This window comes from Brevundimonas sp. UBA6550, from assembly GCF_002434505.1.
Lineage (GTDB): Bacteria > Pseudomonadota > Alphaproteobacteria > Caulobacterales > Caulobacteraceae > Brevundimonas.
Genome location: NZ_DJKE01000012.1, coordinates 491,955 through 505,589, shown reverse-complemented (window position 1 = coordinate 505,589; position 13,635 = coordinate 491,955). Strand labels below are relative to the sequence as shown.

Annotated in this window: 14 protein-coding genes; 11 read left to right on the top strand and 3 right to left on the bottom strand. The window is 70.2% G+C overall.

The window, feature by feature from the left end:
- Nucleotides 1–69: 69 nt before the first annotated feature.
- The 7 genes from B3Z70_RS15910 (at nt 70) to B3Z70_RS15880 (ending at nt 4,748) form a co-directional block, all read left to right on the top strand.
- A complete protein-coding gene (locus B3Z70_RS15910; RefSeq protein WP_292024572.1) occupies nt 70–405 on the top strand; it encodes a PadR family transcriptional regulator in 336 nt (111 codons plus the stop codon).
- 26 nt (nt 406–431) lie between these two features.
- Nucleotides 432–1,565: a hypothetical protein gene (locus B3Z70_RS15905; RefSeq protein ID WP_292024569.1), complete on the top strand. Its 1,134-nt coding sequence runs from the start codon at nt 432–434 to the stop codon at nt 1,563–1,565.
- Nucleotides 1,566–1,619: 54 nt separating this feature from the next.
- A complete protein-coding gene (locus B3Z70_RS15900) occupies nt 1,620–2,321 on the top strand; it encodes a hypothetical protein (protein WP_292024567.1) in 702 nt (233 codons plus the stop codon).
- The gene (locus tag B3Z70_RS15895) at nt 2,314–2,523 is read left to right on the top strand and encodes a helix-turn-helix transcriptional regulator (protein ID WP_292024566.1); all 210 of its coding nucleotides are present in this window, start codon (nt 2,314–2,316) and stop codon (nt 2,521–2,523) included. Before B3Z70_RS15900 ends, B3Z70_RS15895 begins: the two co-directional genes overlap by 8 nt.
- A 7-nt stretch (nt 2,524–2,530) precedes the next feature.
- Nucleotides 2,531–3,715, top strand: coding sequence for a bifunctional transcriptional activator/DNA repair enzyme AdaA (locus B3Z70_RS15890; protein ID WP_292045904.1), 1,185 nt, complete (start codon nt 2,531–2,533; stop codon nt 3,713–3,715).
- Nucleotides 3,699–4,244, top strand: coding sequence for a methylated-DNA--[protein]-cysteine S-methyltransferase (locus B3Z70_RS15885; protein WP_292019408.1), 546 nt, complete (start codon nt 3,699–3,701; stop codon nt 4,242–4,244). The genes B3Z70_RS15890 and B3Z70_RS15885 overlap by 17 nt, the downstream gene beginning before the upstream one ends.
- Before the next feature lie 105 nt (nt 4,245–4,349).
- Entirely contained in the window at nt 4,350–4,748 is a 399-nt protein-coding gene (locus B3Z70_RS15880; protein WP_292019410.1) for a host attachment family protein, read from the top strand.
- A 56-nt stretch (nt 4,749–4,804) separates the two neighbouring features.
- Here B3Z70_RS15880 and B3Z70_RS15875 read toward each other — a convergent pair whose 3' ends face one another.
- Both B3Z70_RS15875 and ilvA read right to left on the bottom strand, forming a co-directional pair.
- On the bottom strand, nt 4,805–6,232 hold the full coding sequence (locus B3Z70_RS15875; protein WP_292045903.1) for a purple acid phosphatase family protein: 1,428 nt from the start codon (nt 6,230–6,232) through the stop codon (nt 4,805–4,807).
- Nucleotides 6,233–6,353: 121 nt separating this feature from the next.
- Complete coding sequence (ilvA, locus tag B3Z70_RS15870; RefSeq protein WP_292045902.1) at nt 6,354–7,868, bottom strand: threonine ammonia-lyase, biosynthetic; 1,515 nt, start codon at nt 7,866–7,868, stop codon at nt 6,354–6,356.
- 211 nt (nt 7,869–8,079) lie between these two features.
- Here ilvA and nadA point away from each other — a divergent pair, with 211 nt between their 5' ends.
- From nadA to nadC, 4 genes are read left to right on the top strand one after another with little or no spacing between them, the layout of a single operon-like run.
- Entirely contained in the window at nt 8,080–9,159 is a 1,080-nt protein-coding gene (gene nadA / locus B3Z70_RS15865; protein WP_292045901.1) for a quinolinate synthase NadA, read from the top strand.
- A gap of 54 nt (nt 9,160–9,213) precedes the next feature.
- Nucleotides 9,214–10,083: a metalloprotease gene (locus B3Z70_RS15860; RefSeq protein ID WP_292045900.1), complete on the top strand. Its 870-nt coding sequence runs from the start codon at nt 9,214–9,216 to the stop codon at nt 10,081–10,083.
- Nucleotides 10,080–11,600 (top strand): L-aspartate oxidase, encoded by a 1,521-nt coding sequence (locus B3Z70_RS15855; protein WP_292045899.1) that lies wholly within the window; start codon nt 10,080–10,082, stop codon nt 11,598–11,600. The genes B3Z70_RS15860 and B3Z70_RS15855 overlap by 4 nt, the downstream gene beginning before the upstream one ends.
- Entirely contained in the window at nt 11,597–12,454 is an 858-nt protein-coding gene (nadC, locus tag B3Z70_RS15850) for a carboxylating nicotinate-nucleotide diphosphorylase (RefSeq protein WP_292045898.1), read from the top strand. The genes B3Z70_RS15855 and nadC overlap by 4 nt, the downstream gene beginning before the upstream one ends.
- A gap of 19 nt (nt 12,455–12,473) precedes the next feature.
- Here nadC and B3Z70_RS15845 read toward each other — a convergent pair whose 3' ends face one another.
- Nucleotides 12,474–13,568 carry a cell wall hydrolase gene (locus tag B3Z70_RS15845; protein WP_292045897.1) on the bottom strand — a complete coding sequence of 365 codons (1,095 nt, stop codon included), beginning with the start codon at nt 13,566–13,568 and terminating at the stop codon, nt 12,474–12,476.
- Nucleotides 13,569–13,635: the final 67 nt, after the last annotated feature.

Below are 13,635 nucleotides of genomic sequence, written 5' to 3'. Positions count from 1 at the left end.
TTGACTTTCTCACACAGTATGTCCCATACACTGTGTGTCACACACTATGTGACGCACGGAGGCTGGACGTTGAGCCAGAATGAAGAGGCGCTGCTGTTCGAGAGCTTGCGGCTGGAGCTGCGGCGGGGGTCGTTGATCCTGGCCGTGCTGGCCAGCCTGCGGCGCGAGCAATACGGCTATTCGCTGCGGGTCGCCCTGGGCGAAGCGGGGATCGAGATGGAGGAAAGCACCCTCTATCCGCTGCTGCGCCGGCTGGAGAGCCAGGGGCTGCTGGACAGCGAATGGCGCGAGGAGGAACGGCGCAAGAAGCGGTTCTATCGCCTGTCGACGCGCGGCGAGACGATGCTGAAGCGACTGGCGACGGAATGGCGGGGCCTGTCGGCCTCGCTGGAGGCGATGCTGTGAAAAACGGGACTGAAGGAGGGGCCGATATGGACCTGGTGGAACGCTATCTGAACGCCGTGGCGGCGCAGCTGCCTAAGGCCGTTCGCGAGGACATCGTCGCCGAACTGCGCGACGAGATCATGGGGCGGCTGGAGGCCATGGAGGCCAGGCTAGGGCGCCCGGCGACCGACGAAGAGGTCGAGGGGCTGTTGCGAGACGTGGGGCATCCGCTGAGCGTGGCCGCCCGCTATCGTCCAGGCCCTCAGGCGCTGATCGGGCCGACGCTTTATCCGTGGTGGCTGTTCGGGGCCAAGGTCGGGCTGGTGGTCATGGCCTGCGTCACCCTGGTCGGCCTGGCCGTGCGGGTGCTGGTCGGCGACGTCTATGTCGGGCAGGCCGTCGGCCAGGCCTTCGCCAGCCTGTTCAGCGGCGCCGTCACCGTGGTCGGCCTTCTGACCATCGCCGGCTTCATCCTGGAGCGACAGGAGAAGAAGCCGGACTTCATCGCCAAATGGCGGGTCAAGGATCTGGGCGTGTTCGAACTGGGCGGCGACTTCGACGCCGAACGCTGGACCAGCGAACGGATCGCCAAGGGCGAGTGGTTCAGCAGGGGGCGCGAGCGTGCGTCGAAATCGGGCCGCGAGGTGCGCAAGGGCGCCCAGATGTCGCCGGTCGCGCGCGCGGCGGCCAGCGCCATCGGCTGGTCGGTCATGCTGCTGTGGTGGACCGGCCTGTTGCAGATCCGCCCGATCCAGCCCGAGGAATGGGCCGGGGTGGTCGACGGCGTGAACTATGGCCGCATCCTGGGCCAGATGTTCGCCGCCGCCTATTGGCCCGTCATCCTGTTCGCCGTGTGCCGCATCGGGTTCGATCTGATGCGCGTGGCCCTTGGGGGGAATGCGCGTCTGACGGCGGCGGGCGACATCCTGTTCGGCCTGGCCGCCGCCTGGGGCGTGCTGTGGATCTGGTTTTGGTCGCCCTTGTCGCCGGCGATATGGGTTGGAACGGCGACCGAGTTCTTCGAGCGGATTCGCATCCTGTTCGACCGTTCGGGCGGGCAGGAGGCCAGTCTGGCGACCATACTAATGGTGGTCGTGGTCTGGACCTTCGCGGTGGAGGTGGCGCGTATCGTGGGGGCGGGCGCGCGCCTGGCGGTCGGGGGCGATGCGAAGGCCGCTTGACGTCATGTAACCTATAGGTGATATGTAACCTCAAGGTGACTTGAGGAGGTTGCGATGAGTCAGAACGAAGCGGACGCCCTGAAGCGGGCGACGACGGAACGGGGGCGATGCTGGTGGGGCGGCGTCGCCCTGGTCGCCGTCGGGGTCATGGGTCTGATCGGAGGGATAGGGTTCGTCCTGCTGAAGGGCGCGGAAGGCGACCAGGCGACCATCGCCGGGGTCGCGGCCGGCATGGGTTTCGCCTTCATCCTGCTGGGCGGGCTGGCGATGTGGTGGGGCCGGCCGGGCCGGCCGATCAACCTGGCCGCCAGCCGCGACGGCGCGCGCCGCGAAAAGCTGCAACGCGAGCGGACGCACCAACTGGTGCTGTTTCCCCTGGTCCTGCTGCTGTTCATGGCTCAGGCCCAGATGGGGATGCAGCGGGTGCTGGGCGGCGATCACAACGCGGGCGCCTATGTGCAGATCCTGCTGCCCATCCTGTACGGCTGGCTGATCCCGGTCCTGGTCATGGGGTGGGACCTGCACGCGCGACGCAACCGGCGCCTGCTGGAGGACGAGCTGACTCAGGTCATGCGGGCGAAGTCGATGATCCTGGCCTTCGTCGTGCTGATGGGCGGCGTGACCGTGGCGCTGGGCCTGGGGCTGTGGCGGGCCGACTATGGGGTGATGGCCCTGCCCTATGTGCTGGCGCTGGGCGGCGCCTCGGCGGGGCTGCGGTTCGCCTGGCTGGACCGCGAGGCCGGCCGCGATGGGTGATCCGCGCCTGGGCTCCAGGCTCAAGGACGTCCGCACCGCCGCCGGCCTGACGCAGCAGGGACTGGCCGATTTGGCCGGGGTGTCGCGCAAGACCATCAATACGGTCGAGAACGGCGTCTTCATCCCCTCCACCCTGTTGGCGCTGGATCTGGCGCGGGCGTTGGAAACGACGGTGGAGGACCTGTTCTTCCTGAAGGACTGACCGATCCATGTCCGAAAACCGCGAGACATCGCGGGCCGGCGCGGGCATCCTCGACGTCATGGACATGGGTCTGGATCAGGACGCCTGCTGGCGGGCGGTGGTGGCGAGGGACGCCCGTTTCGACGGGCGTTTCTTCACCGGCGTCGTCTCGACCGGCATCTACTGCCGTCCGGTCTGCCCGGCGCGCACGCCCAAGCGCCAGAACGTGGTCTTTCACCGCACGGCGGCGGCGGCCGAGGCGGCGGGCCTTCGGGCCTGTCTGCGCTGTCGGCCCGAGACGGCGCCGGATTTCGCCGGCTGGCGGGGGGAGGCGCCGCGCGGGGGCGCTTGGCGCGGAACCGCCAACACGGTCAGCCGCGCGCTGGCCCTGATCGAGGCGGGGGCGCTGGATGTCGGCGACACGGAGGCCCTGGCCGCGCGGCTGGGCCTGGGCGAGAGGCAACTGCGCCGCCTGTTCCGCCAGCACCTGGGCGCCGCGCCGGTCAGCGTGGCCCAGACCCGGCGCGTGCTTCTGGCCAAACAACTGATCCACGAGACCGATCTGTCGATGGCCGACGTGGCCCTGGCGGCAGGTTTCGGCAGCGTGCGGCGTTTCAACGAGACGTTTCAGGCTCTTTATGGCCGGGCGCCGTCGGACCTGCGGCGACGCAAGACTGGCGGCGAGGTCGCGGGCGAGGCGGGCGGGGCGATCCGCATCGACCTGGCCTATCGCCCGCCCTATGACTGGCCGGCGATGATGGGCGCCCTGGCGACGCGCGGCGCAACGGACGAAACGGTGGCTGACGGCGTCTGGACGCGACTGCTGCGCGCGGCGGTCGATGGCGCGGACGGATGGGTGACGGTGCGAGCCGCCGCCGACGGCAAGGCGGCGGTCCAGGCGCGCATCGACGCGCTTAAGGCCCTACCGGGTGTGCTTGCCCGCGTGCGGCGGGTGTTCGACCTGGCCGCCGATCCCGAGGCGATCGCGCGTGATCTGTGGGCCGATCCCCTGCTGCGGCCCGCGCTCGTGGCCCGGCCGGGGCTGAGGCCCGCAGGCGACTGGATCGATGTGGGCCAGGATGCGCCCAGCGACCGGCTGATTACGGACGACGGCGATCTGCTGGCGCGCGCGGAGCGGTGGCGGCCGTGGCGCGCCTACGGCGCCCTTTACTGGACCCTGAGCGAGGAGTTTCGACATGACCGGACAGGCTGAGACGGCCCTGACGCATCCGCTGGCGCTGACCCTGGACCGGCTGGCGTCGCCGGTCGGCGAGGTGCTGGTCGTGACCGACGCCGACGGCGCGGTTCGAGCATTGGATTTTCACGACTACGAGCCGCGACTGCGGCGGTTGCTGACCCGACACTATGGCGCGGTCGTGCTGAGTGAAGGCCGGGCGCCGCAGCCGGTGCGCGACGCCCTCGACGCCTGGTTCGGCGGCGATCTGACCGCCTTCGACGGGCTGGAGGTCCGCACCGGCGGCACCGTGTTTCAGCGCGCGGTCTGGCGGGCGCTGCGCGACATCCCCGCCGGCGAGACCCGCACCTATGGCCAGCTGGCCGCCGCCATCGGCGCGCCAAAGGCCGTGCGCGCGGTGGGCCTGGCGAACGGCGCCAATCCGGTCGGCGTCATCGTACCCTGCCACCGCGTGATCGGCGCGAACGGCGCTCTGACCGGCTATGCGGGCGGTCTGGAACGCAAACGCTGGCTGCTGGCCCACGAGGCGGGCGGTGGGTTGCTCTAACATCCTTCGCAGTTTGTCGCGCGACATCATGGGATCACCTGCATCGCGCAACGGCGCGGGCCCCGGTTCGTTACCTACAGCCCGAAAGAGACTGGAGAACCGACGATGAAACTTTCCAATGGCGCGCTGGTGGCTGTGCTGGACGGCGAGAAGCTGGCCCTGTTCAAGAACACGAACGGTTCCGACATCACCCTGGTCCCGCTGGAGAACCCGCCCATCGCCGACCGCGTGTCCGGTTCGGCCGGACGCCGCTCCAACGAGGCCAATCCCGACAACGACACCCAGGCCGAGGACGGCTTCGCCATGGGCGTGGCCGAGGTGCTGAACAAATGGTCGGTCACCAACAAGATCGACGAACTGCTGGTGATCGCCGCGCCCAAGACGCTGGGCGAACTGCGCAAGCATTGGCACAAGGATCTGCAGAACAAGCTGGTCGGCGAGATCGCCAAGGACCTGACCGGCCATTCCAGCGACCAGATCGCGGCCGCCATCGACAAGGCCTGATCTTTCAGGTCTGACGCTTAGGCGCAGAGGGGGCGCCGCAAGCGCCCCCTTTTTCGTCAGTCCTTGATCTCGGCCGTGCAGGGCCGGTCGTCGGGACCGGCCGCGCCGTCGCAGCGGCGGGCGGCGGGCAATGTCTCGTCCGTTTCGACCAGCCGATTGCGGCCATCGGCCCCGCGCCTAAGGGAAAAGGCGTCGTAAAGATCGCCATTGGCGGTGAAGGCCCGGAAGTCGATATGGTCGTCGGCGACGTCGATGACCTGATAGAGTTCGGTGTTCTCGGCGGCGCGAACCGGCTGCACGTCGGCGCGGTCGTTCAGCCCGTACATCTTGGAACCGACCACCGACACCAGATAGACCGGGCCCACCGGCTGGCCCGCGTCGGATGCTGCACGAGAGGCGGCGGCGCCGGCCTCGTTGGAGACGCGGGCGTAGCAGTGGTCGTGGCCCTGCAGGACCAGATCCACCTTGCGGCGGTCGAAGATCGGCTTCCAGGCGGCCTTCAGGGCGGCGGTGTCGTTGGGCCGCGCGCAGGTGAAGATCGGCTGGTGCATCAGAACGATGGTCCAGCGGGCCGTGCTTTCGGACAGCACGCGCTCCAGCCAGGCGGTCTGGCTGTCCAGCGTGCCAAGGTCGAGGGCCGAGGTCCCATCCAGAACCACGAACCGCGCGCCCTGATAATCGAAGACGTAGGAGGTCGCCTCGGCGCCCGGCGCGCCATTGGCGGGCAGGGCGTGGTGGGGCGTCCAGCCCGGCCCCAGTTCGCGGGTCTCCGAGCCGTCGGCGGCCACCGCGTCGCGGTATTCATGGTTTCCGGCGGCGACGGCCTGGGGGATCATGGCGAAGGCGTATCCGCCCGCAGCGGTCCATTCGCCGTATTCGTCGTCGGTCACCTTGGTCTCGCGCTGGGCCACCTGGTCGCCGGCGTGAACGGCCAGGGCGACCGGGCCGGACGACAGGAAGGCCTGACGAATGACGCGCGAGCCGATCTCCAGAATGTCGTTCTGAGTGTCGCCGAAATAGAGGAAGCGGAACGGCGCAGGCTCCGCCTTGGCGGTGGTGAAGGGCAGCCATTCCGACCAGCCGTCGGCGGCCTTGACCCGATAGACATAGCGGGCGCCCGGCGTCAGGTCGGTGAAGCGGACATGGTGGTGGTTCGCCGGGCCGTTCTCGGCCGTGGAGGCGAGGGTTCGCCCCGTCACGGTGCGGGCCGCGTGGTCCAGCAAGGGGCCGGCGATGTCCAGGGCGATCTGGGCTTGCGCGCTGGTCTGGCGCGTGTCGGTGCGCCAGGCGACGGCCATTTCGCGCGCGGCGTCGGCGCCGGGCGACAGCACGATCCGGTCGGCCCAGCCCTTGGCGGCATAGCGGCCGTTCGGCGCCTGGGCCGGCGGGGGCAGCGGATCGGGATCGGGCGGCGCGACGACCTGGGCCCGGGCCGCGCCTGCACCGATGAGCGCGCACAGCGCGATGGTCGAAAACAGTCGCATGGCGGTCCCCCGGATCGATCCGGGCCAGCTAGGGGCGTCGAATGTCGGGTCGGCGACGAAGATGCGACGGTTTCGTCATGATCGCTCCGTCGCCATGCGACGCATCGTCGCCGCTGGTTCCTCAGGCGCCGTCCAGGAACAGGCGGCAGGCCGGATTGTCGGTCTCCTCCACATAGGGATAGCCCAGGTCCGCCAGGGCGGCCGCGAACCGATCCTGGTCCTGGGGCGGCACGCTGATCCCCGCCAGCACCCGGCCGACGTCGTCGCCGTGGTTGCGATAGTGGAACAGGGTCAGGGCCCAGGCGGGTTGCAGGCTGTTCAGGAACCGCAGGAAGGCGCCGGGCCGTTCGGGGAATTGGAAGCGCAGGATGCGTTCGTGCGGCAGGCCCACGGTGCGGCCGCCGACCATGTAACGGACGTGCAGCTTGGCCGTCTCGTTGTCGCTCATGTCCTCGACGGCGTAGCCGCCGTCGCGGAGGGCGGCGATCAGGTCGTCGCGCTCGTGCGGGCCGTTCCTCAGCGCCACCCCGACGAAAATCTGCGCCTGGCCGTCGCCGGACCAGCGATAGTTGAACTCGGTCACCGACCGACCGTCCAGACTGTTCAGGAAGCGGCGATAGTCGTCGCGGTCGTCCTTCATCGCCACGGCCAGCAGGGCCTCGGCGCCCTCGCCGATCTCGGCCCGTTCGGCGACGTGGCGCAGTCGGTCGAAATTGACGTTGGCGCCCGAGTTGATGGCGATCAGCGAGCCTTCGCCGGGGTTGGCGGCGGCCCAGGCCTTCAGCCCGGCCAGGGCCACGGCGCCGGACGGCTCGGCGATGGCGCGGCTGTCGTCGAAGATGTCCTTGATCGCCGCGCAGATGGCGTCGGTGTCGACCAGCACGATCTCGTCCAGCAGGTCCTTGCACAGGTCGAACGTCAACTCGCCCGCGCGGCGCACGGCGACGCCGTCGGCGAACAGGCCGACCTCCTTCAGCGTCACGACCTGGCCCGCGTCCATGGCGGACTTCATGGTGGGCGCATCGACCGGCTCCACCCCGATGACGCGGGTTTCGGGCCGCAGGAATTTGACGATGGCGGCCACGCCGGCCGCCAGGCCGCCGCCGCCGATGGGCACGAAGACGGCCTGGATCGGATCGGCGTGCTGGCGGGCGATCTCCAGCCCCACCGTGCCCTGGCCGGCGATGACGTCGGGATCGTCGAACGGGTGGATGAAGACCGCGCCGGTCTGGTGTTCCAGTTGTCGCGCATGAGCATAGGCGGCGTCGAAACTGTCGCCATGCAGCACGACGTCGCCGCCCAGCGCGCGGACGGCGGCGACCTTGATGCCCGGCGTGGTGGTCGGCATGACGATGGTGGCGGGCGTGTCGCGACGCGCCGCCGCCAGGGCCACGCCCTGCGCGTGATTGCCGGCCGAGGCGCAGATGACCCCTCGCGCCAGTTCGCCTTCGGACATGCCGGCGATCTTGTTGTAGGCGCCGCGGATCTTGAACGAGAAGACGGGCTGCAGGTCCTCGCGCTTCAAGAGGATGGGCCGCTGCAGCCGCGCCGACAGGCGACGCAAGGGATCGAGCGGGGTCTCCTCCGCCACGTCATAGACGCGGGCGGTCAGGATGCGGCGGATGGTGTCCTGCATGCAAATATCGAAAAGGCGCTGAAGTCGGAAACGAAACGTGCTTTCGTCTAGGCGATGGCGGCGGTTTTGGGAAAGGTTTTTGCGCTTGGGCCGCGCCGCCAAACACGGCCTCGGCTCGTCGACCTCGGTTTCCTCTTGCGCGCGCCCTCTATCGGCCTACATTGGTTCTGCTTATGCTAACTTTGAGCATAAGGGTAGGGAGAAGGCGGTCATGGCGGACGGCGTGTTCGGTCTGACGAAGGACCTGGAGCGGGAGACCGCCGGGGTGTGGGCCAAGGTCAAGGACCACGTCACACCCCTGGAGTGGCCCGAACAGGCGCGGCTGATCAGCGAGATCAACCGGCTGAAGCGCGAGCGCGACGCCGTGATCCTGGCCCACAACTATATGACGCCGGAAATCTTCCATGGGGTCGGCGACTATGTCGGCGACAGCCTGGGCCTGGCCAAGGAGGCCGCGCGCTCGGACGCCAAGGTCATCGTTCAGGCCGGCGTCCACTTCATGGCCGAGACGTCCAAGATCCTGAGCCCCGAGAAGACCGTGCTGATCCCGGACCTGAAGGCCGGATGCTCGCTGGCCTCCTCGATCACCGGGGCGGACGTGCGGCTGATCAAGCAGCGCTATCCGGGCCTGCCGGTCATCACCTATGTCAATACGACCGCCGAGGTGAAGGCCGAGACCGACATCTGCTGCACCAGCGCCAACGCGGTTCAGGTGGTGGAATGGGCGGCGAAGGAATGGGGCGTGGACCGCGTCATCCTGATCCCCGATGAGTTCCTGGCGCGCAACGTGGCGGCCCAGACCACGGTCGGCATCATCGCCTGGAAGGGCCATTGCGAGGTGCACAAGCGCTTCACCGCCCAGGACATCGCCGACATGCGCGACGCCTGGCCCGACGCCGAGGTGCTGGCCCATCCCGAATGCCCGGAAGAGATTCTGGCGGCCTCGGACTTCGCCGGATCGACGGCGGCCATGACCGACTATGTCGAGCAGCGCCGGCCAAAGCGCGTGGTGCTGATCACCGAATGTTCGATGGCGTCCAACATCAAGGGCGACGTGCCCAGCGTCGAGTTCGTCGGTCCCTGCAACCTGTGTCCGCACATGAAGCGGATCACGCTGCAGAACATTCACGACTGCCTGGTGAACCTGCAGTTCGAGGTGACGGTGCCCGAGGAGATGATCGAGCGCGGGCGTCTGGCCGTGCAGCGCATGATCGACCTGCCGCCGCCCGCCGTTCCGGCCCGCTACGACATCGTCAAGGCGCGTCATCACGTGGATGTGGAGCTGATCTGAGGCGCGGCGTTCGGTCCCGGCGACGGAGCCGACGCCCGCGCCCATCTGGACGCCATGAGCGACATCGACACCACACCCCGCACGCCTGGCCGCACGCCTGGCCCCTGGGACGTCCAACCGTCCCCGCAGCCCGAGACGCCGCACGCCTCCGCCGCTGCGGCGCCCGCCGCCGAACAGCCGGTCGAAAAGGACCAGAGCCTGGTCTGGGCCCTGGCCTCCACCGCCCTGATGGGCGGCTTCCTGTGGTGGATCACAGGCAGCGCCGTCGTCGCCGGGGCCGTGCTGATCGGCCTGTTCGTCCATGAGGCGGGCCACGCCCTGGTCATGAACCGGCTCGGCATGGGGCCGGCGCGCATCTACATCATTCCGTTCCTGGGCGGCCTGGCCAAGGCCCGGCGCGAGCCCAGGAGCGAGTGGCATGGCGTCCTGGTGTCGCTGGCCGGGCCGGCGTTCGGCCTTTTGGCCATGATCCCCTTCATGGGCGTGGGTCTGGTTCTCGGTCAGTCCGAATGGCTGGCCGGCGCCTTCTTCATCGCCATGCTCAACCTGGTGAACCTGGTTCCCGCCCCGCCGCTGGATGGATCCAAGGCGCTGGGGCCGGTGCTGACGCGGGTGCATCCCCGGTTGGAGCAGGTGGTGCTGCTGGTGATCGGCGTCGCCGTGGTCTGGTGGGGGCTGTCGACAGGCCGGTTCATCCTGGCCGCCTTCCTGGCCCTGTCGGTCTTCTCGCACATGAAGCGCGGCGTCTGGCGCGCGGCCTGGGGCACGCTGAGCTGGCCCGAGGCGGGCAAGAGCCTGGTCCTCTATCTGCTGACGCTGGCGGTGTGCGCGGCGGCGGCGGTCGGCGCCCTGTTGCCCGTGACCGAGGGCGACCCGGCGGGCGCGGTGCGGCTGGGGCTGAGTTATCTTGGGGTCGGACGGTGAACCGGACGCGACAGGACGGGCCCTTGATCGTCGGCGCGGGCCTGGCCGGGCTGTCGGCGGCGCTGGAGGCGGCGCGGGCGGGCGCGACGGTTCTGGTGGTCACGCCCGAGCCGCTGCTGAACGCCTGTTCCTCGGCCTGGGCGCAGGGGGGAATGGCCGCCGCCCTGACCGCCGTCGATTCCCCCGAACGCCATGCCCTGGACACCGAGGCGGCGGGCGCGGGTCTGGTCGAGGCGGACGCGGCGCGGGCCCTGACCGGCGTGGGTCGCCAGACGGTGGAATGGCTGGCCGCCCTGGGCGCGCCGTTCGACTGCGATGCGGACGGCGGTTTCGTCGTCAGTCTGGAAGCCGCCCATTCCACCCCGCGCGTGGCGCGGGTCGGCGGCGACGGCGCGGGCCGCGCCATCCTGTCGGCCGTGGTCGCGGCGGTCCGCGCCGAAAAGCGAATCGAGGTCTGGGACGACGGCCGGCTGAAGGCCTTGACGCAGGACGCCGACGGGCGGGTCGTCGGCGCCGTGATCGCGCGCGGGCCGAACGGTCATCTGGTCGAGATCACGGCGACGGCGGTGGTTCTGGCCACCGGCGGGGCGGGCGGCCTGTTCGCCGCCACCACGACCCCTTCTGCCTTGAAGGGCGAGGGGATGGCCCTGGCCGCCCTGGCGGGGACTGAGATTCTCGATCCCGAGTTCGTGCAGTTTCACCCCACCGCCATCGACGTGGGCCTGGACCCGGCGCCGCTGGCGACCGAGGCCCTGCGTGGCGAAGGCGCGCGGCTGATTGACGGCGAGGGACGTTTCCTGCTGGGCCAGGCGGACGACGCCGATCTGAAGCCGCGCGACATCGTGGCTCGCGCGGTTCACGCGGCGCGACGCGAGGGACGCGGCGCCGATCTGGATGCGCGCGCCGCCATCGGGGCAGAGTTCCCCCACGCCTTTCCCGCCGTCTTCGCCGCCTGTATGCGCGCCGGCCTGGACCCGCGCCTCAGCCCCATCCCCGTAATGGCCGCCTGCCACTATCATATGGGCGGGATCGCCGCCGACGCGGACGGTCGCACGACGACGCCTGGCCTTTACGCCGTGGGGGAATGCGCCGCGACGGGGGTGCACGGCGCCAATCGCCTGGCGTCCAACTCCCTGCTGGAAGCCGCCGCCTTCGGGCGTCGAGCGGGCCGGGCGGCCGCCGGCGAGATGGGTGGCGGACGGCCGCTGCCGGTCCAGATCGCGCCCGATCTGCCCGCAGACGCCCTGGCCGAACTGCGGGAGGCCATGACGGCCCATGCCGGCGTGGTGCGGACGGCCGAGGGACTGGCGACATTGATCGCCCTGATCGACCGGCTTGAGGCCGCGCACGGTCCGGCGGCGTCCCTGCTGGCCGCGCGGCTGATCGCCCAGGCCGCGCTGGACCGGCGCGAGAGCCGGGGCGGCCACTATCGCGCCGACCATCCCGAAACGGCGGTCGAGGCCGCCCATACCCGCGTGCGGCTGGCGCGCCCGGCGGCGCTGGAGGCGGCGGAATGAGACGATTGCCCGACATCCTGATCGCGCCGGTCGTGCGTCTGGCCCTGGCCGAGGACCTGGGTCGGGCGGGCGACGTCACCGCCATGGCCTGCATCCCCGAGGATGCGCGGATGACGGCGGCCTTCGTCGCGCGCAAGTCCGGCGTGCTGGCCGGGGTGGACGCGGTGCGTCTGGCCGTCCTCGCGCTCGATCCCCAGGCGCGGATCGACGTGCGTCTGAACGACGGCGACGCCCTGGCGCCCGGCGCGGTTCTGGCGGTGGTCGAGGCGAACGCGCGCGCCTTCCTGTCCGCCGAGCGGACGGCGCTGAACCTGGTCGGGCGGCTGTCGGGCGTGGCCACCCTGACGCAGGCCTATGTTCAGGCGGTGAAGGGCACGGGCGCGCGGATCGCCGATACCCGCAAGACCACCCCCGGACTGCGCGCGCTGGAGAAGCATGCGGTGGCCTGCGGCGGGGGCATGAACCATCGCTTCGGTCTGGATGACGCCATCCTGATCAAGGACAACCATGTCGCCGTCTGCGGCGGCGCAGCCGAGGCGGTGCGCCGCGCGCGGGCCTTTGCGCCGCATCTGATGAAGGTCGAGGTCGAGGTCGACGGCCTGGATCAACTGGACGATGTCCTGGCCCTGATCGACGAAGGCGCCGCCCCGGACGTCATCATGCTGGACAACTTCAGCCTGGCCGATCTTCGCACGGCGGTGGACCGCGTCGCCGGCCGCATCGTGCTGGAGGCCTCGGGCGGGGTCGATCTGACCACGGTGCGGGCCATCGCCGAGACGGGCGTGGACGTCATCTCGGTCGGCGCCCTGACCCATTCTGCGCCCGTGCTGGATATCGGTCTGGACGCGCTGTGAGCCGCGCCGCCGCCGCCGATCAGGCGGGGCTGGCGGCGGTTTCGGCCATCTCGGCCTTGGCGGCCGTCTCGGCGGGGCGGGCAGGACGCGCGGCGGGGGCCGCAGCGCCGGTCGAGCGAGTGACGGGTTGGGCCGGGGTGGGCGTTTGGGCGTTCGCCGCACGCGGCTGGGGCGCGGCCGCATGGGCGGTCGGGACGCTGAGCCCTTCCTGCGCCAAGACCAGCGAATAGGCCACGGCCTGACCGGCCTGGCGGGCCGTCTCGACCGGGTTCAGGCTGGCCTGGACCAGACGCGGGCGCTCGGCGCCGGACGACGGATGGGCGGCGTAGGTGAAGGCGTTGCTACCGCCTGAACGCCCGCCGAAGCGATAGAACAGATGGCTGCCGACCTGGCTGACCTGCACCAGAGACGAGCGCCAGCCGGGCGCGACATTGGTGGTGTGGAAATGGGTGGCGTTGCCGACGCGGGCGAAGACCGAACCGGACAGGGCGCCGGAGGCGACCGAACGCGCGCGGGTCCAGGCCGAGGCGTTGACCCGGCCGCGCATCACGCCCGAGCAGGTGAAGGAGAACTGGCACCCGCTGCTGCGGGCCGCGCCCTGGAACACCACGCCGCAGATGGTCTTGGGGAAGGCGGGGTGACGCACGCGGTTCAGAACCACCTGGGCCACGGCCTTCATGCCGTCGGACCCTTCGCCGCGCGCTTCGTAATAGACGGCCTGCGTCAGGCAATCCAGATCGCGGCTGGCGTCCAGCGCGTGGTCCATGCGGAAGGGGCGGGCGGGGTCGGGCGCCGTCAGGCTGGCGCGACGAAGATTGGAACCGTCCGACGCGCGAAGCTGTTCAAGACGGGCGGCCAGCAGTTCGGACTGGCGGTCGCGCTGGGCGGACCCGGCGCTGGTATAGGGATCGTGCCGACGCGCGATGGTCAGGGCGCTGGCGTCAAGACCGCCGGCGGCGGCGGCCAGGGCCTCTTCGGTGAAGCCGGCGGCGGTGGCGCCCTGGATCCGTTCGGCCTGGGCGCGCAGCGTCGTCGCGCGCGCAGCCGTACCGCCCAGATAGGCGCATCCGATCGCCAGACCCACCAGACCGCCGATCGCTGCGGCGGCCGTCATGGGCTTCATCCTGGCCACACGATCGGCGCGCAGAAGGGCGCGCGTCTGCGAGGAATGCGACAACGAG